Origin of the sequence: Pseudomonas sp. B14(2017) (assembly GCF_002113255.1) — a bacterium.
Taxonomy (GTDB): domain Bacteria; phylum Pseudomonadota; class Gammaproteobacteria; order Pseudomonadales; family Pseudomonadaceae; genus Aquipseudomonas; species Aquipseudomonas putida_Z.
On the sequence record NZ_NEJY01000001.1, the window covers coordinates 230,973 to 253,701 of the forward strand.

Genomic DNA, 22,729 nt, shown 5'->3' on the forward strand with positions numbered 1-22,729 from the left:
ATGTTCAATGACCTGAGCAAGATGGGTAAGTACCTGGGGCAAGCCGCCCGGATGCTGGTCGGCATGCCAGACTACGACGCCTATGTGGAGCACATGCAGCTCAAGCACCCGGAAAAGCCGCTGATGTCCTACGAGGCGTTTTTCCGGGAGCGACAGGAGGCACGTTACGGTGGTGGGAAGGGACGCCCTGTTCGTTGCTGCTGAGCGCTGACAAGCCCCGGCAGGCGCAACGTTCATCGTGGTGCTCTCGCATTGGAAGGCCGGCAGCAGGCATAGTGCTGTTGCCGGCCCGCTCCTGCATTGGAAATGACCATGCAACTCAAGCACAAGATCGTCACCCTCAGTGTGCTTCCACTCATCCTTTCGGTCCTGTTCATCTGTGTCCTCGTGTTTGCCCAGAGCCGCAAGCTGGAGGAGGAACAGGCACGCCTGGTTGAAAGCAGCATCATGGCAGCAAAGAAGGCCGAGTTGAAAAACTACCTGGGCCTGGCGATGAGCCTCATCGCGCCGTTGTATGAAGGCAGCACCGATGATGAAGCAACTCGGCAGCGTGCACTGGAGATCCTGTCCCAAGCCAACTTCGGCCTCGACGGCTACTTCTTCGTGTACGACCAGCAGGGCAAGAACCTGATGCACCCGAGGCAGTCCGAGCTGGTTGGCAAGCAACTCATTACGCTGACCGACAAGAACGGGCTACCGGTCATCCAGGCGCTACTCAAGAGCGCCAGGGAGGGCGATGGTTACCAGCTGTACGACTGGCAGAAGCCTTCTTCCGGGCAGATTACCGGGAAACTGTCATATGTCGTGATGCTGGACCGCTGGGGCTGGATGCTTGGCACAGGCATATACATCGACGATGTGGAGGTGGCGACCCGCAAGTCTCGGCAAGAGGTCGCTACCGGGGTACTGACCACGGTTCTGGCGATCGCCTCGTTCTCGTTGATTGCCGTACTGGTGATTTTTACCGGTGGCCTGATGCTGAACGTCAGTGAACATCGCCTGGCGGACCGTAAGCTTTCCACGCTCAACCAGCGGATCGTGAACCTGCAGGAGGAGGAGCGCTCGCGGGTTTCGCGTGAACTGCATGACGGGATCAGCCAGGAGCTGGTGTCGATCAAGTTCCAGTATGAGCTGGCCGCCATCGAACTGGCCAACGGCCGAAGCGAGGGCCTGGAAAACCTGCGCAAAGGTACTTGCAGACTTGGCGCGGCGATCGGTGAGATACGCCGCATTTCCCATGATCTGCGCCCCTCGCTTCTGGACACGTTGGGGTTGTCGCCTGCCATCGAGCAACATGTCAGTGAGTTCGAGCAACGTACTTCGATTCACACTCAGTATGAATGTGAAATGGATGCGGCGGACATCGATACCAGCCTCAGGTTGACGCTGTTCCGCATCATTCAAGAGGCCCTGGCGAACGTGGAGCGTCATGCCAAAGCCACTGCAGCGATCGTTTCCGTCACGCAACAGCAGGGCATGATCGTGTTGCGTGTCGAGGACAACGGGGTAGGGTTCGACACCCGTGCAGCAGACGAATGCCACGGTATCGGCCTGAGGAACATTCGCGAACGAGTGGAGCACCACTCGGGTAGCGTCAACATCGCATCCTCTTACGGCCGTACCGAACTACAAGTGCAGATACCGGTTACGATCAGCTGAGCAGCTTTGCCACTCCAACCCTCGAGGCCCCCATGAGCGTAACCCATCCGGTCAGAATCGCCCTGGTCGACGACCACGTCCTTGTGCGTGATGGCGTCAAGGCTCTGCTGTGCGCGATCCCGCATTTCGAGGTGGTCGGCCAGGCCGAGTCAGCGGCCCAGGCAATCGAGCTGGTAGCAAGCACTGAACTGGACATCCTCCTGGTCGATGTAGGGCTTCAGGACATGAATGGGTTGGAGCTCACGCGCAAGCTGCGCGAACTCTACCCGGATATCAGGATCCTCATGCTGAGCATGTACGACAACCAGGAGTACGTGCGCACTTCAATCAGTTCCGGAGCGCTAGGCTACGTGCTGAAGAACGCGCCCTCCGCAGAGCTTATCGCGGCCATCGAGGCCATTGCTGCGGGAGGACGCTTCTACAGCTCGGAAATCACTCGCAAGCTCGCCGGGAGCAACCGGGACGAGCACGAACTGACACCCCGTGAACTACAAGTGCTGTCAATGATCGCCAAGGGGCACAACAACAAGAAAATGGCCCGAGAGCTGGATATCAGTGTCCGAACAGTTGAAACCTACCGGCTGAGCATCAGGCGCAAGCTCAACATCGATACGCCTGCGGCACTGGTGAAATACGCCCTGGAACATGGCCTGACCTCGATCTAGGCAAACCAGGGCAGCGCCAGATACAGCTTGATGACGATGACATTGATGATGTCGATGAAGAACGCCCCCACCATCGGCACCACCAGGAAGGCAATGCGCGAGGCTCCGTAGCGCTGGGTCACCGCTTGCATGTTGGCGATTGCCGTTGGCGTTGCGCCCAGGCCGAAACCACAGTGCCCTGCAGCCAGTACCGCTGCATCATAGTTGCGGCCCATGACCCGGAACGTGACGAATATCGCGAACAGTGCCATGACCAATGTCTGTGCGGCGAGCAATGCAACGAACGGTAATGCCAACGCTGAAAGGTCCCACAACTTGAGCGACATCAAGGCAATGGCCAGGAATAACGACAAGCTCACATTGCCCAATACCGAGACTTCCCGTTCGAAAACTTGATAAAAGCCGAGCGCCGAAAGGCCGTTTCGCAACACCACGCCCACGAACAGTACGCAAACGAACGTTGGCAGTTCAAATGCAGTGCCTTTCAGCAAACCGTTAAGTAACGAGCCAGCGAGCAAACTGACAGCGATCAGCGCCAGTGTTTCGATAAATGAAAACGGTGTAATCAGACGCTCTTTGTCCGGTTGTTCGAAACCTTTGGGCAGTTGTGGTGCTGCTTCTTCGATACCAGGCGTCGATACCCGCTTGATCAGCAACCTAGCGACCGGGCCACCAATCAGGCCGCCCAGTACCAGGCCGAATGTAGCTGATGCCATTGCCAGCTCGGAGGCTGAGGCCAGGCCAAACTTTTCGGTAAAAGTGGCCCCCCATGCGGCGCCTGTACCGTGACCGCCGGACAAGGTAATAGAGCCGGCCAGCAGGCCCATCAGCGGGTCGAGGCCCAGTGCCGTTGCCAGGCCGATACCCATGGCGTTCTGGACCAGCAGCAAGCCGGTTACCACCAGCAGGAACACGCTAACCACGCGGCCACCTTTTTTCAGGCTGGCGAAGTCTGCACTCAAACCAATGGTGGCGAAGAATGCCAGCATCAGAGGGGTTTGCAGTGAAGTATCGAATTGCACGTGGATATCGAATCTGCGCAACGCCAAGAGCGCCAAGGCCACTACCAGGCCGCCAGCGACAGGTTCAGGAATATTGTAAGTGCGCAAGAAACCAATACGCGCGACCAGGCCGCGCCCCAATAACAGTACCAAAGAGGCGGCTACAAGCGTCCCGTAAAAATCGAGTTCAAACATCAGGTGCTCTCGTTATATCCAGTAGCGGACCACTTCCCGCTATGGGGCGGACAAGTGGGGTGACAGGTGGGAATACACTGTCACCATTCTACGAGGCATCCGTGGGAGAGTATCTTTCACTGGCGTAGGAAAAGCCTGAATAACAACCGGATTATTACAATAACTATCAGGGGCCGCTTTGCGGCCCATCGCAGGCAAGCCAGCTCCCACAATTACCGAGACAACCTCGAGAGCAACGCCGTACCTGTGGGAGCTGGCTTGCCTGCGATGGGCTGCGTAGCAGCCCCGGTTGACGCTATCTGGCAGGTATCAGGCTTTGCCCGGTATTCCATATTTGCGCAGGCGCTGCGCAATGGCGGTATGTGAAGTTTGCAAGCGCCCGGCCAGTTGCCGCGTCGATGGGTAGCTGGCGTACAGGCGTTGCAGCAGCTCGCGCTCGAAATCGCCCACGGCCTGTTCCAGGCTGGCCACTTCGCCGTCCTGGCCACGGGCCACCGAGGTGCCGGCGATGTCCAGGTCACCGATATCCACCAGGTTGCCCTCGCAGATGGCTGCAGCGCGGAATATCACGTTCTGCAGCTGGCGCACATTGCCCGGCCAAGGGTTGGCCAGCAGTGCCGAATGGGTGGCCGGAGTCAGCCGGCACGGTGGGCGCTGGATCTGCGTGCAGGCCTGCTGCATGAAGAAATGCGCCAGCATCAGGATGTCCTGGCCACGGTCGCGCAGCGGTGGCACTTGCAGGTTGAGCACGTTCAGGCGGTAGAACAGGTCTTCGCGGAAGCTGCCTTCGGCGACCATGCGCTCCAGGTCGCGGTGGGTGGCGCTGATGATGCGTACATCCACCTTCACTTCGCGGTCGCCACCCACCCGGCGGAAGCTGCCATCGCTGAGAAAACGCAGCAGCTTGGCCTGCAGGTATGGCGACATCTCGCCGATTTCATCGAGAAATACCGTGCCCTGGTTGGCCAGTTCCATCAACCCGGGCTTGCCGCCCCGTTGCGCGCCGGTGAAGGCGCCGGGGGCGTAGCCGAACAGTTCGCTCTCGGCCAGGCTCTCGGGCAGCGCGGCGCAGTTCAGGGCCAGGAATGGCGCCGCGTGGCGGCTGCTGATGGCGTGGCAGGCGCGGGCTACCAGCTCTTTGCCGGTGCCGGTTTCGCCATGCACCAGCAGCGGTGCATCGAGCGCCGCCACGCGCAAGGCGCGGGCCTTGAGGGTGCGGATGGCCGGTGACTCGCCGAGCAGGGCATCGAAGCCTTCGGCATGGTCGTGGTGCATGGCCGACAGGCGTTCGCCCATGCGCGTGGGTGGGTACAGCGTCAGCAGGCCACCGGCGTTGGTGATCGGCATGGCATCCAGCAGCAGGCTCTGGCCGTTGAGCTGCATCTCGCGCATGGGCAGGTGGAAGTTGTTGTCCAGCAGGGCCTGCAGCAGCGCCGGGTCGCCGAACAGTTCACCCACCGAGCGCCCGGCGGATTCGCGGCCGCACAGCTCGATCAGTGCCGGGTTGGCCAGCAGCACCTTGCCGGCACTGTCCACAGCCAGCACCGGGTCGCTCATCGCCGCCAGCAGGGCATCGAGCTGCAGGTGCCGGCGTTGGCCAGGGAGGATGTCGACCACGTCCACCGATTGCACGCCATGTACCTCGAACAGCGCGTCGTGCAGTTCTTCGAGCACGGCGGGGCTGAGAGTAGGGGCGTCGATGTAGACGTTCGGCGGGACCATCTCCACGGCGTCCAGGTTGAGGTTGCGGGCACCGAGCAGGGCGAGGACTTCCTGGGTGATGCCGACGCGGTCGATGAAGCTGACGTGGATGCGCATGGGGACGGTGCGGTTGTGGCCGGGGGAGGGCGGTAGTATGCCTCAACATTGTCGGGGCCGCTTTGCGGCCCATCGCGACACAAGGCCGCTCCTACAGGTACAGCGCCACGCCCGAAATTGGCGCGATCCCTGTAGGAGCGGCCTTGTGTCGCGAAGGGCTGCAAAGCAGCCCCCGGTTCTTGAAATCACTCCAGATGTTCAGGCTTGATCGGATCGCCCGACTTCACATCCAGCTTTTCGCGAATGTCCGCGAACATATGGTCATAAAGCTTGTGCGGCGAACCCAGGCTCTCGAATTTCTTCGGTGGCTTCAGGTACGACTGCGCCCTTCGGCTCAGCTGCATGAGGAAGCTGGGCAAAACCTGGTCCTTGGCCAGGAAGAACTTTTCTTCCACTGGCTTGCCTTCGATGCTGCCATGCATCTTGAACTGGATGCCTCTGCCTTCCTTGGGGTCCGACACTGCCTCGTATTCGATGTTCAGGTCATAGCTGTGGTCGTTCTGGTTCAGCGCGGTGCGCTCGATGTGTACATGACCGGGCTGGTACTGGGCCATGGCAAGCTCCTTTGGAAGGTCGAAAATGGCGGGCGCTGGCGCCCGCCTACTGCATTCAACGGTAGCTGATCCCCGGCTTCGCGGTGGAAACCCGCGTGCCGGCGGTGCCTTTGACGATGTCTTCGATGTTCTCCAGCGAACTGATCACTGCCACTTTGCCGGTGTTGCGGGCAAAGTCGCAGGCCGCCTGCACCTTCGGCCCCATGGAGCCGGCGGCGAAGCCGAGGCGTTCGAGCTCGTCGGGGTGGGCCTGGGCAATGGCCTTTTGTGTGGGCTTGCCCCAGTCAACATACGCCGCATCGACGTCGGTGGCGATTATCAGAAGGTCGGCGTCCAGCTGCTCTGCCAGCAGGGCCGAGCACAGGTCCTTGTCGATCACCGCCTCGATGCCCTTGAGCTTGCGGTTCTCATCGTACATGGTGGGGATACCGCCGCCGCCGGCGCAGATCACGATGCTGCTCTTTTCCAGCAGCCACTTGATCGGGCGGATCTCGAAGATGCGCTTGGGTTTCGGGCTGGCCACCACGCGACGGTACTTGTCGCCGTCGGCCTTGACCACCCAACCCTTTTCCTTGGCCAGGCGCTCGGCCTCTTCCTTGCCATAGACCGGGCCGATGAACTTGGTCGGGTCCTTGAAGGCGGGGTCGTTGGCGTCCACTTCGACCTGGGTCAGCAAGGTGGCGAACGGCACTTCGAAGGCCAGCAGGTTGCCCAGTTCCTGTTCGATCATGTAGCCGATCATGCCCTCGGTCTCGGCACCCAGCACGTCCAGCGGGTAGGCCTCGTCGGGCTTGTAGGACAGGCCCTGCAGCGACAGCAGGCCAACTTGCGGGCCGTTGCCGTGGGCGATGACCAGCTCGTTGCCTGGGTGGATCTTGGCGATCTGTTCGGTGGCGGTGCGGATATTGGCGCGCTGGTTGTCAGCGGTCATGGGCTCGCCGCGACGCAGCAGGGCGTTGCCGCCCAATGCAACAACGATACGCATGGGGAATGTCCTTTGCGGATATAGGGTGAGCGCCTCGATCCATTGTGGGAGCTGGCTTGCCGGCGATCACCGGCGAAGCCGGTGCCATGCACCGAGTTGCCTGTATCGCCGGCAAGCCAGCTCCCACAGGATCGAGGTGGTTGTCAGAGGTCAGCCAGTGTCGACACCAGGATCGCCTTGATCGTGTGCATGCGGTTTTCCGCCTGCTCGAAGGCGATGCAGGCCGGCGACTCGAAGACGTCGTCGGTCACTTCGATACCGTTGGCCAGGTCCGGGTACTGTTCGGCGATCTGCTTGCCTACCTTGGTTTCGGAGTTGTGGAACGCCGGCAGGCAGTGCATGAACTTGGTCCGCGGGTTGCCGGTGGACTTCATCAGCTGTGCATTCACCTGATACGGCTTGAGCAGCTTGATGCGCTCACCCCAGGCTTCGATCGGCTCACCCATCGATACCCACACGTCGGTGTGCACGAAGTCCACACCCTTGACCGCGGCAACCGGGTCTTCGGTGAGGGTGATGCGCGCGCCGCTTTCCTCGGCGTACTTGCGGCAACGCTCGACCAGGTCATCATGCGGCCACAGCGCCTTGGGCGCGGCGATGCGCACGTCCATGCCGAGCTTGGCGCCAATCAGCAGCAGCGAGTTGCCCATGTTGTTGCGGGCGTCGCCCAGGTAGGCGTAGCTGATGTCGTGCAGCGGCTTGTCGCTGTGCTCACGCATGGTCAGCACGTCGGCGATCATCTGGGTGGGGTGGTATTCGTCGGTCAGGCCGTTGAACACCGGAACGCCGGCGAACTTGGCCAGCTCTTCGACGATTTCCTGCTTGAAGCCACGGTACTCGATGGCGTCGTACATGCGCCCGAGCACGCGGGCGGTGTCCTTCATGCTTTCCTTGTGGCCGATCTGCGAGGAGGTCGGGTCGATGTAGGTGACATTGGCGCCCTGGTCATAGGCGGCCACTTCGAAGGCGCAGCGGGTACGGGTAGAGGTTTTTTCGAAGATCAGCGCGATGTTGTTGCCTTTCAGGTGCTGCTGCTCGGTGCCGGTGTACTTGGCACGCTTGAGGTCGCGGGACAGGTCCAGCAGGTAGCGCAGCTCGCGGGTGCTGTGGTGTTCCAGGCTGAGCAGGTTGCGGTTGTGAATATTGAACGCCATGACTTTTCTCCTTGAGTTTGGTGAGCACACCGGCCGCCGCTTTGTGAGGGCGGCCGGGGGGTAATGGTCGTTAGTAGTCGATCGGGTCGCGCACGATCGGGCAGGTCATGCAGTGGCCGCCGCCACGGCCCCGGCCCAGTTCGCCGGCGCTGATGGTGATGACTTCGATCCCGGCCTTGCGCAGCAGGGTATTGGTGTAGGTGTTGCGGTCGTAGCCGATGACCACGCCCGGCTCGATGGCCACCACGTTGTTGCCGTCATCCCACTGTTCGCGCTCGGCGGCAAAGCTGTTGCCACCGGTTTCGACCACGCGCAGCTTGACCCCAAGCTGCTCGCCCACCACTTCGATGAACGACTTGTTGATGCGGCGCACGTCCATGCCGTAAGGCTTGCTTTCGTCCGGACGGATGATGAACGGCACCATCTCTTTCACCACTTCCGGGAAGACCGTGACCAAGTCGCGGTCGCAGAAGCTGAACACGGTATCCAGGTGCATGGCGGCGCGCGATTTCGGCAGGCCTGCGACGATCACTTCCTTGACGGCGCCCTTGGCGAACAGGTTCTGCGCGAGCTGGCCGATAGCCTGGCGCGAGGTACGCTCGCCCATGCCGATCAGCACGATGCCCTTGCCGATCGGCATGACATCGCCGCCCTCAAGGGTGGACTGGCCATGTTCCTTGTCCGGGTCGCCATACCACACCTGGAAGTCGGCGTTGGTGAACTGTGGGTGGAACTTGTAGATGGCGGTAGTCAGCAGGGTTTCCTGGCGTCGCGCCGGCCAGTACATCGGGTTGAGCGTGACGCCGCCGTAGATCCAGCAGGTGGTGTCGCGGGTGAACTGGGTGTTGGGCAGCGGTGGCAGGATGAAGCTGGAGTGGCCCAGGTAGTCGTTGTACATCTTGACCACCTCGGCACCTTCGCTCTGCGGCAGGTCCTGCCCGGCGACGCCGCCGATCAGGAACTCGGCCAGGTGGCGGGGCTCGAGGCCTTCGAGCCAGCTGCGCACTTCATTGGTCAGGCCCACGCCGACAGTATCGGGGGTGATCTTGCGATCGAGGATCCACTTCAGTGCTTCGGGTTGCTGGACGATATCGGTCAGCAGGTTGTGCATCTCCAGCACATCCACGCCACGTTCGCGCATCTTGGTGACAAAGTCGAAATGGTCTCGCTTGGCCTGGTCGACCCAGATCACGTCGTCGAACAGCAGCTCGTCACAGTTGCTCGGCGTCAGGCGCTTGTGCGCCAGGCCCGGCGAGCAAACCATGACCTTGCGCAGTTTGCCGGCTTCGGAGTGGACACCGTACTTCTGTTTTTCAGCGGACATGATTTCATTCCTCCAGTTGAACGAAGACGTGGGTCAAAGAGTCAGGAAGCCGTCGTACAGGCCAAAGGCTGCCACCAGGGCGCCGATGACCACGGCTGCGAAGATCAGTTTTTCCACGTTGGTGAAGACAGGTTGGCCGACCTCACGCTTGGCCTTGGCGAACAGGATTGCGCCAGGTGCGTAGAGCAGGGCCGAGAGCAGCAGGTATTTCACGCCACCGGCGTACAGCAGCCAGACGGCGTACAACAGGGCGATACCACCGATCACCAGGTCCTTCTGCCGTTCGGCCAGGGCCTGCTCGTAGGTTTCGCTACGCACTGCCAGCAGCACGGCATAGGCTGCCGACCACAGGTAGGGCACCAGGATCATCGATGTGGCCAGGTAGATCAGCGACAGGTAGGTGCTGTTGGAGAACAGCGTGATCACCAGGAAGATCTGCACCATGGCGTTGGTCAGCCACAGGGCGTTGGCCGGTACCTGGTTGGCGTTCTCGCGGCGCAGGAACTCCGGCATGGTGTGGTCCTTGGCGGCGGCGAACATGATCTCGGCGCACAGCAGCACCCACGACAGCAGGGCCCCGAGCAGCGAGATGATCAGGCCGACGCTGATCAGCACCGCGCCCCAGTGGCCGACCACATGCTCCAGCACGGCAGCCATCGACGGGTTCTGCAGCTTGGCCAGTTCCGGTTGGGTCATGATGCCCAGCGACAGCACGTTGACCAGCACCAGGAACAGCAGCACGGTGACGAAGCCGATGACCGTGGCCTTGCCCACGTCAGAGCGTTTTTCCGCCCGCGACGAGAAGATGCTCGCACCCTCGATGCCGATGAACACCCACACGGTGACCAGCATCATGTTGCGCACCTGGTTCATCACGCTGCCAAGCTCTGGTGTGCCCAAGGCCCAGATGTCGGCGGTGAAGATGTCGAGCTTGAAAGCGAACAGGCAGATCAGGGCGAACAGCAGCAGTGGCACCACCTTGGCCACGGTGGTGACCAGGTTGATGAACGCCGCTTCCTTGATACCGCGCAGCACCAGGAAGTGCACGGCCCACAGCAGCACCGACGCGCCGATGATGGCGGCCGGGGTGTTGCCTTCGCCGAAGATCGGGAAGAAGTAGCCCAGGGTGCTGAACAGCAGCACGAAGTAGCCGACGTTGCCCAGCCAGGCACTGATCCAGTAGCCCCAGGCCGAGGAGAAGCCCATGTAGTCGCCGAAACCGGCCTTGGCGTAGGCATACACCCCGCCATCCAGGTCAGGCTTGCGGTTGGCCAGGGTCTGGAACACGAACGCCAGGGTCAGCATGCCGACCGCGGTGATTGCCCAGCCGATCAGTACAGCGCCAACCCCTGCACTGGCAGCCATGTTTTGCGGCAGCGAGAAGATCCCGCCACCAATCATCGAACCGACCACAAGTGCAACTAACGCGCCGAGCTTTAGTTTTCCGGATGTATCAGACATTTAACAACTCCTGCCAGGAGAAAGTTGACGACAGAGTAAATCCGACGCCGCTGCCATTCGCTGACTTGGGTCAGTTCATGGCGACGTGAAGTAGGAAAATTCCTTCACGAAGCTCCTGGAGAGTGCCGACAACTTCTGCTGCAGGCCTTGCACGCTGGCACCTCCATGTCCTTCTAGAGCAAACGCTCTGTTCAGCCTGCGATGCTTGACGCTAGCCGTTTTTGCCGCTTTCGCAAATTTTTCACAAGAATTTCGAGTTTTATCGGATTCTTTTCTAGTTGCTCGGGAGCTGCTAGTTTTTAGTCAAAGGGTGGCATAGACAAAGCAGTTATTAGTGCTATAGCTTCATTGATCAGGATCATTATAAGTAACAACATTTGTATGGCCCGCATGGCTGTTTCAAGCCCATGACAGCGCGCAAAAAAAAGGAAGGCTCATGAGCGAACCGGGACAGAAGCTGCGCCTGGGCGCGCTGATCGCGTTGGTGGTCGGCTCGATGATTGGTGGCGGGATCTTCTCGCTGCCGCAGAACATGGCGGCGCGTGCCGATGTGGGGGCGGTGCTGATCGGCTGGGGTATCACCGCGGTCGGCATGCTGGCCCTGGCGTTCGTGTTCCAGACCCTGGCCAACCGCAAGCCGGAGCTGGACTCGGGGGTGTACGCCTACGCCAAGGCCGGCTTTGGCGAGTACATGGGCTTTTCCTCGGCCTGGGGCTACTGGATCAGTGCCTGGCTGGGCAACGTCGGCTACTTCGTGCTGCTGTTCAGCACCCTGGGCTTCTACTTCCCGGTTTTCGGCGAAGGCAACACGCCAATCGCCATCGGTTGCGCCTCGCTGCTGCTGTGGGCGGTGCATTTCCTGGTGCTGCGCGGCATCAAGGAAGCGGCGTTCATCAACCAGGTGACCACCGTGGCCAAGGTGGTGCCGTTGCTGATTTTCGTGGTGATCGCCGCGTTTGCCTTCCGCGCCGACATCTTCACCCGTGACATCTGGGGCCTGAGCAACCCGCAGTTCGGCAGCGTGCTGGAGCAGGTGCGCAACATGATGCTGGTAACCGTGTTCGTGTTCATCGGCATCGAGGGCGCCAGCGTGTATTCCGGGCGTGCCCAGCGCCGCTCGGATGTGGGCAAGGCCACGGTGATCGGTTTCCTGGGGGTACTGGCGCTGCTGGTGCTGGTCAACGTGCTGTCGCTGGGGGTGATGACCCAGCCGGAACTGGCCGGGCTGCAGAACCCGTCACTGGCCTCGGTGCTGGAGCATATCGTCGGGCCCTGGGGCGCCTTGCTGATCAGTATCGGCCTGGCGGTTTCGCTGCTTGGCGCGCTGCTGTCGTGGGCGTTGCTGTGTGCCGAGATCCTCTTTGCCACGGCGCGGGACAAGACCATGCCGCGCTTCCTGGCCAAGGAAAACGCCAACCATGTGCCGGCCAACGCCCTGTGGCTGACCAACTGCATGATCCAGGGCTTCCTGCTGATCACGCTGTTTTCCGCCGGTACCTATACCAGCCTGATCTACCTGGCCTCGTCGATGATCCTGGTGCCCTACCTGTGGTCGGCGGCCTACGCCGTGCTGCTGGCGGTGCGTGCAGAAACCTACGACGGGCAGCCGGCCCTGCGCCGCAAGGACCTGCTGGTGGCGCTGGTTGCCCTGGTGTATGCCGTGTGGCTGTTGTACGCCGGCGGGCTCAAGTACCTGTTGCTGTCGGCGCTGCTGTACGCGCCGGGCGTGATCCTGTTCGCCAGGGCCAAGCATGAGCAGGGAAAAACCTTGTTCACCACCTGGGAAAAGCTGATCTTCGCCGCCGTGCTGGCAGGTGCCGCGCTGGCGGCCTATGCCCTGTACTCAGGGCTGCTGAGCTTGTGACGGGGCAGGGCAGGGGGCGTGCTCGGGGCGGGACCAGATCCACAGGTTGCCCAGGGTCATGCCGGCAATGGCCAGGAACACCGGCCAGCGGTGTTCCAGGAACGTCAGCATCAGGCCCGCGCACAACAGCATGCTGAGGGTCGCGCTGACCTTGGCCCGGCGCTGGATCACCTTGCCATTGCGCCAGTTGTGCAGGATCGGCCCGAACAGCCGGTGGTTCTCCAGCCAGGCAGACAGGCGCGGCGAACTGCGCGTGGCCGCCCAGGCCGCCAGCAGGATGAATTCGGTGGTCGGCAGGCCTGGAATGACGATCGCGACCAGGCCCACGCCCAGGCTCACGTAAGCCAGGAGCGCATACAGCAGGTGGGCGAGTTTCGAGCGGGCGGGTCGGGTCATGGTCTCACTGCATAAAACGGTTCGGCCACCGGTAGGGTGGCCGGCTACGGCGTGTCAAACCAGCGCGGCATCCGCGGCATAGGCGTGCTTGAGCAGCTCGGTGAAGCGCTCGAAGGCAGCAACTGCGCCGCGTTCGGCAGCGGCTTCCTCTTCGGCCGACAGGGCCAGGCCATCAAGAATGCGGGTGAACTGCTTCCAGCCTTCGGCACGGCCACCGGCCGGTTCGCCCAGGTGTCGGGCACCGAAGCTGTCGGACAGTTCCAGGGCCACGGCACGCTTGATCAGAAACGCAGCGCCCAGTTTGGAGCCTTCGGAGACGAAGATCCAGCCCATTGCCTCGCCCAGGCTCGGGTTGCGCAGGGCCCCCGGCACGGCTGGCGGTACTTCGGTGTCGAGGTCGGCGAGGTCCAGGCGGGCCTGTTCGGCGCGGCAGCGCTCCGCCAGGTCGGGGACGATGGCGATCAGTTGCGGGTCGTTGTACAGGGCCTGCAGCTCGGCCTGGAACAGGTACTGGGCGACCACGAAGCGAGCGAAGCTTTCGCGGCTGTCGAAGGGCGCGTGGGCTTTGACCAGGGCATCCAGTTCGGCGTGGGGGGCGTGGGTGATCTGGTTGAGGCGCTGGGAGCGCAGGGCTGGGCGGTCGGTCATGGGGCAGTCCTTGGAAAAGGGGCGTCTAGAGACAAGACGAAACAGCGAGGGCGGGACAGTAAAAAAAGCTGGTATTTGTGCTGGTAGTGCTGGCCTCTTCGCGGGTAAACCCGCTCCCACAGGGACATTACAGCCCCTAGGTCTGCGCAATACCTGTGGGAGCGGGTTCACCCGCGAAGAGGCCGGCACTGACGAAACAAACCTGTCAGCGATAATCCAGGTCAGATATCCCAAACCACATTGATGCCGAAGTTGCGCCCCGGCATGGTCAGGCGGTCGATGTTGGCCGGCTGGGTCACGGCCGCTTCACCCTGGCCGTCGTAGCTGCGTACCGAATCCCACTGCCAGTACTTCTTGTCGGTGAGGTTGTACAGGCCGGCGTTGATGGTCACGTCGTCGGTGACCTTGTAGTAACCGGTCAGGTCCAGCACCCCATAGCCGGGGGTACGGAACTTGGAACTCGAGCCGTCGGGCGAGTAGAAGGTGCTGTCGTCGACGCGGGTCTTGCGCTTGACCAGTGTCCAGCTCAGCAGGCCGCCGTAGTGCTGTTGTTCGTAACCCAGGCCGAACACGCCCTTGAGCGGGTTGACGCTGTTCAGTGGCTCGCCGGTGTCATCGTTGCGGCCATAGGTGTAGGCGATCGAGCCCTGGGTAAACAGGCCCTGCGGCGCACCGAAGTGGTCGAGGTTCAGGCGGCCCTTGACCTCGGCACCCTTGATGGTGGCGTGCTTGATGTTGTTGGCCTTGAATGTCTGCTCCAGGTTGGCGCTTTTCACGGCGTCCTCGTCTATGAAGTCGCGGTACTTGTTGTAGAACACCGCCACATCGAAGTTGCCAGCGTCGAAGTTGCCACGCAGGCCGGTTTCATAGCTTTTGCTCTTTTCAGGCTCCAGCCCCGGGTTGCCTTCTACCCGGTAGCCCTGCTCGATGTTCTGAAACTTGCCGTACATGGATTTGGCAGTCGGGGTGCGGAAACCTTCGGCGTACTGGCCATACCAGGTGTAGTTGTCGTTGAATGCATAGGTCAGGCCGAATTTGGGCGAGACGCGGTGCCATTTCTTGTCCGAGTCGTCCTGAGAGGTAGGCGCGGTACCGGTGGACTCCAGGCCACGCAGGAACTCCTTGGTGAACCTGGGCTCCATGCGCGTGTAGTCGTAACGAGCGCCAGGCATGAAGGTCCAGTTGTTCCAGCGGATTTCATCCTGCACGAACAGGCTGTAGGTGTTCACGGTCGGGTCCGGGAAGTCGCTGACCAGGGCCTGGCCGTCTGCCGGGCGCTCGGCGCCAGCGCCGGAGCAATCTGAGCCAACGGCCAGGCAGGTGCCGGTGCCACTGCGCGAACCGGTGACTTTCTCGTGCTTGAGGGTGGTGCCGTAGGTCAGCAGGTGGTCGGTGGCGCCGAGGCTGAAGGCCTTGTCCAGCTGGGCGTCGAATACCCACTGGCGGTCCTTGTAGAGGGTGTCGCGGGTACGCAGCACCTGACGGCCAGGCGGCACATAGACTTCCTCGGTGTGCTGGTCGGTCTTGGCGATCTGGTAGTTCAGGCTCCACTTCACATGGTCGGCGACCAGCGAATCCAGGCCGAATTCATGGTTGATGCCAAAGCGTTCGCGGGTGATGGTGTCGTTGCCAGTGCGCGCCTTGTAGTAACCCGAGGCACCAAGGCCAGGAATGAACGGCCCGCCCACCGCACTGAGGATGTTCTGGTCGCGGTCATCCTTGTAGCGTTCGTAGGTGAAGCCCAGGCGCGCGTCGTCGGCGTAGTTCCAGCCCAGTTTGGCCAGCACGTTTGTGGTACGCACGTCCATCGGGTTGGCTTCGGTACGGGCCAGGCCGTCACCGCTGTGGCCGCCGTGGGTCTCGGTTTCGTGGCCGTTGCGCTGGCTCAGGTGCAACAGGCCGTCGAAGTCGCCCTGGCGGCCGGCGACGGTGGCGGAGGTCAGCCAGCTTTCGTCGGCCGAGCTGTAGCCGGTCTTCAGGCGGGCGCCTGCGTCCTTGCCGGGCTTGATGATGTCGTCCGGGTCGAGGGTGAAGTAGCTCACCGCGCCGCCAATGGCGTTGCTGCCGTACAGCACCGAAGCCGGGCCGCGGAGGATTTCCACACGCTTGACGATCTCCGGGTCCACGTAGTTGCGCTGGGTCTGGGCGAAGGGGCCGAAGAAGAAGCTGTCGGGGATCGACACGCCATCGACCTGGGTGAGGATGCGCTCGCCGTCGATGCCACGGATGTTGTAGCCGTTCAGGCCGCTGCGCTGGCCGGTGCCGGCTACCGACACGCCCGGTTCGTAGCGCACCAGGTCCTGGATGTTGTTGACGTTCTGCCGGTCCAGTTGCTCGCGGGTCTGCACGCTGACGGTGCTCGGCACCTGGCTGACGTCCTGGGCGCTGCGGGTGGCGCTGACGGTCACCTGCTGCAGGGCAATCACATTGGCGCTGGCCTGGCGTTCGAGCACCACATTGCCGTTGCTGATCTTGCGAAAGCCCAGGCCGGTGCCGTGCAGCAGGCGCTTGAGTGCGGCTTCCGGCGGTAGCGAACCCTGCACCCCTGGCGATGCCACGCCGTCGGCCAGTTCGGCGCTGAAGCCGACCTGCCAGCCGGTGACCTGGCTGAAAGCATTGATGGCCGAAACCAGCGGCTGCTGGCCGATGCTGAAGCGGTAGTCGCCCATGCGCGGGCTGCTGGCCTGTGCCGGCTCGGCGGCCAGTGCCGGCAGGCTGATGGCGCCGCTGGCGAGCAGGGCTAGGCTCAGTAGGGAAAGGCTCAGGAGGGGCAGTTGCCCTCCATGGCGAGGAAGAGTGGAGGGGCGGGTAGGACCTGTGAACATCGGAAGCGCTCCCTGACGCGCGGACTGTTATAGGTGATGGCTGTCCTCGTTTTCAAACGAGAATCAGTTGCATTGGCTATAACGAGACGGGCGGGGTAGCGTGACTGCGTAAAAAAAGTTGGATTGCGGTCTGGCGATCTGTATCGCGATTTCTGTGGGAGCGGGCATGCCCGCGAAACAGGCACCGCGGTGGATGGCACGGGCGTTGCCCGTGTTCGCGGGCACGCCCGCTCCCACAGGGACCGTGTCGGGTTTCAGATTTGCGGATCAGTTCAGGATGACCAGCGCCGGGTACTCATGCAGCTGTGCCGAGGTGATGTGGGCCAGCGCGCGAAGGGTTTCCAGCGGTTGGTCGAGGCGGTAGTTGCCGGTGACCGCCATGTCTTCCAGCTGCGCGTTGCGGTTGATGATCCAGCCCGGGTAGTAGCGCTGCACCTCGGCCAGCACCTGGCTCAGCGGGCAGTTCTCGAACACCAGGCGGCCGTCGACCCAGGCCAGGTCCTTGTGCATGTCGGGGCGCTGGCGCTGGCCGAACCCCTGGGGGCCGACGCTGATGCTGTCGCCGGCACTCAGGCGGATGCGCTGGTCGCGGGCCCCCTGCAGGTCGACATCGCCGCGCTGCACCCGCACCTGTGCCTCGCCGTCGAGGTAGCGCACGGCAAAGTCGGTGTCGCGCACCTGCGCGCGCAACGGCCCGGCCTGCACTTCCAGTGGCAGCAGCGCGCCCTCGGGGACCTGGAAATAGGCCTCGCCCTGTAGCAGGCGGGCAATCCGGCGGCCGTCACGCTGCTCGCTGGCAAATGCCGAATTGGTGTTGAGCAGCACTTTCGCGCCGTCTTCCAGCTGCAGGCGCTGGCGCTCGCCCACCACCGTCAGGTGGTCGGCCTGCAGGCGCATGGGCAGGTTGCCGAGGGTGAACAGCCCGACCAGCAGCAGCGCCGCCGTGGCCAGGGGTTTCCAGTGGCTGCGCAGGCGCCCGCGCCACGAGCGGCGCTGTTGCTGATGCATCTGCACGGCCACCTGGTGCAGCGGTGCGCCGTTCCACAGGGCTTCTGCCTCGACATAGGCCTCGGCATTTTCCGGCGCTGCGCTCAGCCAGGCTTCGAAGGCCTGGGTGTCCTCGGCGTCGGCGCATTGCAGGCGTACCAGCCAGTCCAGCGCCTCGTCCATGGCACGAGCACGGGCGCTGGGCCCGGCGGGTGACGGGCGAGGGGGGCTGTCGGTCACGGTGAATCCTTGAATGGTTTTTTGCGAATGATCAAGGCTGAGGCGGGGCGTGGCAAGGGCTTTGCGTTGCCTCACTTGAGGCGGTCGGCGACACCCATGCAGATCGCCATGATCAGTTTCAGTTCCTTCTGTACCGTGCTGGGCGAAACATTCAGTTGTTCGGCGATTTCCAGGTAGGTGGCGCCATGCAGGCGGCTGAGGATGAAGATGCGCTGCTGGCGTTCGCTCAACTGGTTGAGGCTGATGCTCAGGTGCTTGAGCAACTGCTCGGCATGGGCCGCATCCTCGCTGCTGGTGGCCGGCGCGGCCACGCTGTGCAGGACCTCGTCGGGCACGTCGTCGACCAGCATGCGCGATTGCACCCGGCGCGCGCGCAGGTGGTCGAGGGCCAGGTTGCGTGCGGTCTGGAACACGAACGGTTCGATGTGTTCGATGGGCCGCTCACCGAGGGCGCGGGACACCCGCAGGTAGGTTTCCTGCAGCAGGTCCTCGGCCGTATTGGGGTTGCCCACCATGCGCTGCAAGGTGCGCAGCAGTGTAAGGCGCTGGACGAGGAAGACAGAGTTGAACCGGGACTGACTCACTGGGGGACCTGGCCGACGAAAGGTTAATGATAATGCTTATCATCCATATCGAAGGTCAAGCCTGGAAATGTTAGGAAAAGGTAAAGATTGTGAGTCCCAGCCTTGCGCAGTCCCCGTGTAGGAGCGGCCTTGTGTCGCGATGGGCTGCGCAGCAGCCCCAGGATTTTGGCCGTGGCACAGATTGCAGGGGGCTGCTGCGCAGCCCATCGCGACACAAGGCCGATCCTACAGGGAGCGTGCCGAAGCTCAGCGGGCGCGGCACAACGCCAGGCAGTTATCCAGCATGCGGTTGGAGAACCCCCACTCGTTGTCATACCAGGCCAGCACCTTGAGCATGCGCCCGTTGGCCCGAGTATGGTTGGCATCGAAGATCGACGACAGCGGGTTGTGGTTGAAATCGCAGGAAACCAGTGGCAAGGCGTTGTAGCCCAATACCCTGGAATGCTTGCTGGCCTCGAGGAACAGCTGGTTGACCTGCTCGGCCGTGGCCTCGCGCTTGAGGTTGACGGTGAGGTCCACCAGCGACACGTTGATCACCGGCACCCGTACCGCCATGCCGGTAAGCTTGCCGGCCAGCTCCGGCAGCACCAGGCCCACGGCCTCGGCAGCGCCGGTCTTGCTCGGGATCATCGACTGGGTCGCCGAGCGCGCTCGGTACGGGTCGCCGTGGTACACATCGGTCAGCACCTGGTCGTTGGTGTAGGCATGGATGGTGGTCATCAGGCCCTGTTCGATGCCGAACTCGCGGTGCAGCACCTGGGCAATCGGTGCCAGGCAGTTGGTGGTGCAGGAGGCATTGGAAATGATCTGATGCGAGGCCCGCAGGATGTCATGGTTGACCCCGTACACCACGGTGGCATCGGCGCCTTTGGCCGGTGCCGAGACAATCACCTTGCCAGCCCCCGCAGCCAGGTGTGCGGCGGCCTTGGCGCGCTCGGTGAACAGCCCGGTGCATTCGAACACCACGTCGATCGCCTCGGCCTTCCAGGGCAGTTCGGCCGGGTTGCGGATGGCACTGACCGCGATACGGTCACCATTGACCGTGAGGCTTTCGTGGTCGGCCTCGACGCTGGCGTCGAAGGTGCCGTGCACGCTGTCGTACTTGAGCAGGTGGGCATTCATGGCGCTGTCGCCCAGGTCGTTGATGGCGACGACCTGCAGGTCCTGGCGGTAGCCTTGGGTATACAGTGCGCGCAGGACGTTGCGCCCGATGCGGCCGAATCCATTGATGGCGATGCGTAGGGTCATGGCAGTACCTCTGGCAGTCCGAGTGAAACCTGTGGCACAAAGGAGCTTCACTGAAACGGTTTTGTTGTTGGAATTACAAGATTATTCACCTGCCGATAGAAAACAAGCCTTTTTAGTGGCAGTATTTTGTTTAAACATACAACGAGTGGTTGGGCGACGTGCCTCCACCGATGCAGCGGGCTCCTCTACCTTGAGCCTAGGCCGCAATCGTTTGGAGGGGAAATGCCCGGTAAACCGCCCTTACAATTAGCCTGGAGTCCAGTACATGCATCCGCGCATCCTTGAGGTCACCCAGCGGCTGGTCGAACGTAGCCGTGCCACCCGCGAACGCTACCTGCAACTGATTCGCGGCGCGGCCAGTGATGGCCCCATGCGTGCCAGCCTGCAATGCGCCAACTTCGCCCATGGCGTGGCCGGTTGCGGCAGCGACGACAAGCAGACCCTGCGCCTGATGAACGCGGCCAACGTGGCCATCGTCTCGGCCTACAACGACATGCTTTCGGCGCACCAGCCGTACCAGCACTTCCCCGAGCAGATCAAGCAAGCCCTGCGCGAGGTCGGCTCGGTCGGCCAGTTCGCCGGTGGCGTGCCGGCCATGTGCGATGGCGTGACTCAGGGCGAGCCGGGCATGGAGCTGGCCATCGCCAGCCGCGAAGTGATCGCCATGTCCACCGCCGTGGCCCTGTCGCACAACATGTTCGACGCCGCGCTGATGCTGGGCATCTGCGACAAGATCGTCCCCGGCCTGATGATGGGGGCGCTGCGCTTCGGCCACCTGCCGACCATCTTCGTTCCGGGCGGGCCGATGGTCTCCGGCATTTCCAACAAGCAGAAGGCCGACGTGCGCCAGCGCTACGCCGAAGGCAAGGCCAGCCGCGAAGAGCTGCTGGAGTCGGAGATGAAGTCCTACCACAGCCCTGGCACCTGTACCTTCTACGGCACTGCCAACACCAACCAGCTGGTGATGGAAGTGATGGGCCTGCACCTGCCGGGCGCCTCGTTCGTCAACCCGTACACACCGCTGCGCGACGCGCTCACCGCCGAGGCCGCGCAGCAGGTCACGCGCATGACCAAGGCCAGCGGCAGCTTCATGCCGCTGGGTGAAATCGTCGACGAGAAGGCGCTGGTCAACTCCATCGTCGCCCTGCACGCCACCGGTGGTTCGACCAACCATACCCTGCACATCCCGGCGATTGCCCAGGCCGCGGGTATCCAGCTGACCTGGCAGGACATGGCCGACCTGTCCGAGGTGGTACCGACCCTGTCCCACGTCTACCCCAACGGCAAGGCCGACATCAACCACTTCCAGGCCGCGGGCGGCATGGCCTTCCTGATCCGCGAGCTGCTCGATGCCGGGCTGCTGCACGAAGACGTCAACACCGTGGCCGGCCATGGCCTGCGCCGCTACACCCAGGAGCCGTTCCTCGACAACGGCAAGCTGGTGTGGCGCGAAGGGCCGCAGCACAGCCTGGACGAAAGCATCCTGCGCCCGGTGGCGCGGCCGTTCTCGGCCGAAGGCGGCCTGCGGGTGATGGAGGGCAACCTTGGCCGCGGCGTGATGAAGGTGTCCGCTGTCGCCCCCGAGCACCAGGTGGTCGAGGCCCCGGCGCGGGTGTTCCACGACCAGCAGTCGCTGGCCGATGCGTTCAAGGCCGGCGAGCTGGAGCGTGACTTCGTCGCCGTGGTGCGCTTCCAGGGCCCGCGCTGCAACGGCATGCCCGAGCTGCACAAGCTCACACCGTTCCTCGGCGTGCTGCAGGACCGTGGCTTCAAGGTGGCGCTGGTGACCGACGGGCGCATGTCCGGTGCCTCGGGCAAGATCCCGGCGGCCATTCACGTTTGCCCCGAGGCTTATGACGGCGGCCCGCTGGCACGAGTGCGCGATGGTGATATGGTGCGGGTCGATGGTGTCGAAGGCACGCTGCGGGTAATGGTGTCGGCTGAAGAACTGGCCAGCCGCGACCTGCCGCCAGCGCCACAGGGCAACGACCTGGGCTGCGGGCGCGAGCTGTTCGGCTTCATGCGCATGGCGTTCAGCCCGGCAGAGCAGGGCGCCAGTGCGTTCACCTCGGCCCTGGAGAACCTCAAATGAAGGACCTGCTGGTTGGCGACATCGGCGGCACCAATGCCCGATTTGCGTTGTGGCGTGACAACCAGCTGCACGAAGTGAAGGTCTTCGCCACCGAGGACTACACCAGCCCGGAACAGGCCATCGAGGCTTACCTTGAAGGCTTGGGCATTACCCGCGGCGGCGTGACTGCTGCCTGCCTGGCGGTGGCTGGGCCGGTCGATGGCGATGAGTTCCGCTTCACCAACAACCACTGGCGCCTCAGCCGCGTGGCCTTCTGCCAGACATTGCAGGTCGAGCGGCTGCTGCTGATCAACGATTTTACCGCCATGGCGCTGGGCATGACCCGCCTGCGCCCCGGCGAGTTCCGCGAAGTGTGCCCAGGCCAGGCGGACTTGTCGCGGCCGGCCCTGGTCATCGGCCCGGGTACCGGGCTGGGCGTGGGTGCGCTATTGCGCCTGGGCGAACAGCACTGGCATGCCCTGCCGGGCGAGGGCGGGCACGTCGACCTGCCGGTGGGCAATGCCCGCGAAGCGGCGATTCACCAACAGATTCACGGGCAGATCGGCCATGTCAGCGCCGAAACCGTGCTCAGTGGCGGTGGCCTGCTGCGCCTGTACCAGGCAATCTGCGCGCTGGACGGCGACACACCCCGACACAAGACCCCGGCACAGATCACCGATGCCGCGCTCGGCGGCGAGCCGCGGGCGCTGGCGGTGATCGAGCAGTTTTGCCGGTTCCTCGGCCGAGTCGCTGGTAACAATGTTCTGACGCTGGGCGCGCGGGGTGGGGTCTATATTGTCGGCGGCGTGATCCCGCGCTTTGCCGAGCTGTTCGTGCGCAGCGGGTTTGCCGCGAGTTTTTCCGACAAGGGCTGCATGAGTGGCTATTTCGCTGGCGTACCGGTTTGGCTGGTGACGGCGGAGTTTTCCGGGTTGCTGGGGGCTGGGGTAGCCTTGCAGCAGGCGCTGGATCACTGACTGGGGCTGCTTTGCAGCCCTTCGCGGGCTTGCCCGCTCCCACAGGGATCGCACAAGTCATGGGCATAGCGAC

19 protein-coding genes are annotated in these 22,729 nt (G+C 62.9%); 6 read left to right on the plus strand and 13 right to left on the minus strand.

The genetic code is table 11. The features are described from left to right. The 3 genes from CAG34_RS01110 (at position 1) to CAG34_RS01120 (ending at position 2,324) form a co-directional block, all read left to right on the plus strand. Positions 1-204, plus strand: a complete 204-nt coding sequence (locus CAG34_RS01110; RefSeq protein ID WP_003257949.1) for a YbdD/YjiX family protein — start codon at positions 1-3, stop codon at positions 202-204. 108 nt (positions 205-312) lie between these two features. Beyond that, positions 313-1,659 carry a cache domain-containing protein gene (locus tag CAG34_RS01115; RefSeq protein ID WP_085587690.1) on the plus strand — a complete coding sequence of 449 codons (1,347 nt, stop codon included), beginning with the start codon at positions 313-315 and terminating at the stop codon, positions 1,657-1,659. A gap of 32 nt (positions 1,660-1,691) precedes the next feature. Further along, positions 1,692-2,324, plus strand: coding sequence for a response regulator transcription factor (locus CAG34_RS01120; RefSeq protein WP_085587509.1), 633 nt, complete (start codon positions 1,692-1,694; stop codon positions 2,322-2,324). Here CAG34_RS01120 and gltS read toward each other — a convergent pair. The 7 genes from gltS to arcD (CAG34_RS01155) all read right to left on the minus strand — a co-directional run bounded on the left by gltS (position 2,321) and on the right by arcD (CAG34_RS01155) (position 10,816). Next, positions 2,321-3,520 carry a sodium/glutamate symporter gene (gene gltS, locus CAG34_RS01125; protein WP_085587511.1) on the minus strand — a complete coding sequence of 400 codons (1,200 nt, stop codon included), beginning with the start codon at positions 3,518-3,520 and terminating at the stop codon, positions 2,321-2,323. The genes CAG34_RS01120 and gltS overlap by 4 nt on opposite strands. 309 nt (positions 3,521-3,829) lie before the next feature. After that, on the minus strand, positions 3,830-5,338 hold the full coding sequence (locus CAG34_RS01130; protein ID WP_025337851.1) for a sigma-54-dependent transcriptional regulator: 1,509 nt from the start codon (positions 5,336-5,338) through the stop codon (positions 3,830-3,832). Between the two features lie 185 nt (positions 5,339-5,523). Continuing rightward, a complete protein-coding gene (locus tag CAG34_RS01135; RefSeq protein ID WP_025337852.1) occupies positions 5,524-5,892 on the minus strand; it encodes a DUF5064 family protein in 369 nt (122 codons plus the stop codon). Between the two features lie 55 nt (positions 5,893-5,947). Further along, a complete protein-coding gene (arcC, locus tag CAG34_RS01140; RefSeq protein ID WP_003257953.1) occupies positions 5,948-6,877 on the minus strand; it encodes a carbamate kinase in 930 nt (309 codons plus the stop codon). Positions 6,878-7,020: 143 nt separating this feature from the next. Next, a complete protein-coding gene (locus CAG34_RS01145; protein WP_025337853.1) occupies positions 7,021-8,031 on the minus strand; it encodes an ornithine carbamoyltransferase in 1,011 nt (336 codons plus the stop codon). A 70-nt stretch (positions 8,032-8,101) separates the two neighbouring features. Next, positions 8,102-9,355 (minus strand): arginine deiminase, encoded by a 1,254-nt coding sequence (arcA, locus tag CAG34_RS01150; RefSeq protein ID WP_085587513.1) that lies wholly within the window; start codon positions 9,353-9,355, stop codon positions 8,102-8,104. 33 nt (positions 9,356-9,388) lie between these two features. Beyond that, positions 9,389-10,816: an arginine-ornithine antiporter gene (arcD, locus tag CAG34_RS01155; RefSeq protein WP_025337855.1), complete on the minus strand. Its 1,428-nt coding sequence runs from the start codon at positions 10,814-10,816 to the stop codon at positions 9,389-9,391. 436 nt (positions 10,817-11,252) lie between these two features. On the opposite strand from arcD (CAG34_RS01155), the gene arcD (CAG34_RS01160) reads away from it, so the two are divergent. Then, complete coding sequence (gene arcD / locus CAG34_RS01160) at positions 11,253-12,680, plus strand: arginine-ornithine antiporter (protein ID WP_085587515.1); 1,428 nt, start codon at positions 11,253-11,255, stop codon at positions 12,678-12,680. Here arcD (CAG34_RS01160) and CAG34_RS01165 read toward each other — a convergent pair. From CAG34_RS01165 to gap, 6 genes are all read right to left on the minus strand, one after another. Beyond that, on the minus strand, positions 12,660-13,076 hold the full coding sequence (locus CAG34_RS01165; protein WP_085587517.1) for a YbaN family protein: 417 nt from the start codon (positions 13,074-13,076) through the stop codon (positions 12,660-12,662). The two genes, arcD (CAG34_RS01160) and CAG34_RS01165, sit on opposite strands and share 21 nt — an antisense overlap. A gap of 54 nt (positions 13,077-13,130) precedes the next feature. Beyond that, positions 13,131-13,724 (minus strand): biliverdin-producing heme oxygenase, encoded by a 594-nt coding sequence (locus CAG34_RS01170; protein ID WP_025337858.1) that lies wholly within the window; start codon positions 13,722-13,724, stop codon positions 13,131-13,133. Between the two features lie 221 nt (positions 13,725-13,945). Next, on the minus strand, positions 13,946-16,549 hold the full coding sequence (locus CAG34_RS01175; protein WP_085587519.1) for a TonB-dependent receptor: 2,604 nt from the start codon (positions 16,547-16,549) through the stop codon (positions 13,946-13,948). A 267-nt stretch (positions 16,550-16,816) separates the two neighbouring features. After that, complete coding sequence (locus CAG34_RS01180) at positions 16,817-17,776, minus strand: FecR domain-containing protein (protein ID WP_085587521.1); 960 nt, start codon at positions 17,774-17,776, stop codon at positions 16,817-16,819. A gap of 71 nt (positions 17,777-17,847) precedes the next feature. After that, positions 17,848-18,360, minus strand: a complete 513-nt coding sequence (locus CAG34_RS01185; protein ID WP_025337861.1) for an RNA polymerase sigma factor — start codon at positions 18,358-18,360, stop codon at positions 17,848-17,850. Between the two features lie 246 nt (positions 18,361-18,606). Further along, a complete protein-coding gene (gene gap / locus CAG34_RS01190; protein ID WP_041506241.1) occupies positions 18,607-19,608 on the minus strand; it encodes a type I glyceraldehyde-3-phosphate dehydrogenase in 1,002 nt (333 codons plus the stop codon). Between the two features lie 265 nt (positions 19,609-19,873). On the opposite strand from gap, the gene edd reads away from it, so the two are divergent. Together edd and CAG34_RS01200 are read left to right on the plus strand one after the other, a co-directional pair. Next, entirely contained in the window at positions 19,874-21,700 is a 1,827-nt protein-coding gene (gene edd / locus CAG34_RS01195; protein WP_015269093.1) for a phosphogluconate dehydratase, read from the plus strand. After that, on the plus strand, positions 21,697-22,656 hold the full coding sequence (locus tag CAG34_RS01200) for a glucokinase (protein WP_075043897.1): 960 nt from the start codon (positions 21,697-21,699) through the stop codon (positions 22,654-22,656). The genes edd and CAG34_RS01200 overlap by 4 nt, the downstream gene beginning before the upstream one ends. Positions 22,657-22,729 lie beyond the last annotated feature (73 nt).

Coding starts and splice junctions, on each gene's coding strand:
- CAG34_RS01175 (WP_085587519.1), bottom strand. CDS start 16,549: ATGTTCACAGGTCCTACCCGCCCCTCCACTCTTCCTCGCCATGGAGGG.
- arcD (WP_025337855.1), bottom strand. CDS start 10,816: ATGTCTGATACATCCGGAAAACTAAAGCTCGGCGCGTTAGTTGCACTT.
- arcD (WP_085587515.1), top strand. CDS start 11,253: ATGAGCGAACCGGGACAGAAGCTGCGCCTGGGCGCGCTGATCGCGTTG.
- CAG34_RS01130 (WP_025337851.1), bottom strand. CDS start 5,338: ATGCGCATCCACGTCAGCTTCATCGACCGCGTCGGCATCACCCAGGAA.
- CAG34_RS01110 (WP_003257949.1), top strand. CDS start 1: ATGTTCAATGACCTGAGCAAGATGGGTAAGTACCTGGGGCAAGCCGCC.
- CAG34_RS01170 (WP_025337858.1), bottom strand. CDS start 13,724: ATGACCGACCGCCCAGCCCTGCGCTCCCAGCGCCTCAACCAGATCACC.
- arcA (WP_085587513.1), bottom strand. CDS start 9,355: ATGTCCGCTGAAAAACAGAAGTACGGTGTCCACTCCGAAGCCGGCAAA.
- arcC (WP_003257953.1), bottom strand. CDS start 6,877: ATGCGTATCGTTGTTGCATTGGGCGGCAACGCCCTGCTGCGTCGCGGC.
- CAG34_RS01120 (WP_085587509.1), top strand. CDS start 1,692: ATGAGCGTAACCCATCCGGTCAGAATCGCCCTGGTCGACGACCACGTC.
- CAG34_RS01115 (WP_085587690.1), top strand. CDS start 313: ATGCAACTCAAGCACAAGATCGTCACCCTCAGTGTGCTTCCACTCATC.
- gap (WP_041506241.1), bottom strand. CDS start 19,608: ATGACCCTACGCATCGCCATCAATGGATTCGGCCGCATCGGGCGCAAC.
- CAG34_RS01165 (WP_085587517.1), bottom strand. CDS start 13,076: ATGACCCGACCCGCCCGCTCGAAACTCGCCCACCTGCTGTATGCGCTC.
- CAG34_RS01135 (WP_025337852.1), bottom strand. CDS start 5,892: ATGGCCCAGTACCAGCCCGGTCATGTACACATCGAGCGCACCGCGCTG.
- gltS (WP_085587511.1), bottom strand. CDS start 3,520: ATGTTTGAACTCGATTTTTACGGGACGCTTGTAGCCGCCTCTTTGGTA.
- CAG34_RS01145 (WP_025337853.1), bottom strand. CDS start 8,031: ATGGCGTTCAATATTCACAACCGCAACCTGCTCAGCCTGGAACACCAC.
- edd (WP_015269093.1), top strand. CDS start 19,874: ATGCATCCGCGCATCCTTGAGGTCACCCAGCGGCTGGTCGAACGTAGC.
- CAG34_RS01200 (WP_075043897.1), top strand. CDS start 21,697: ATGAAGGACCTGCTGGTTGGCGACATCGGCGGCACCAATGCCCGATTT.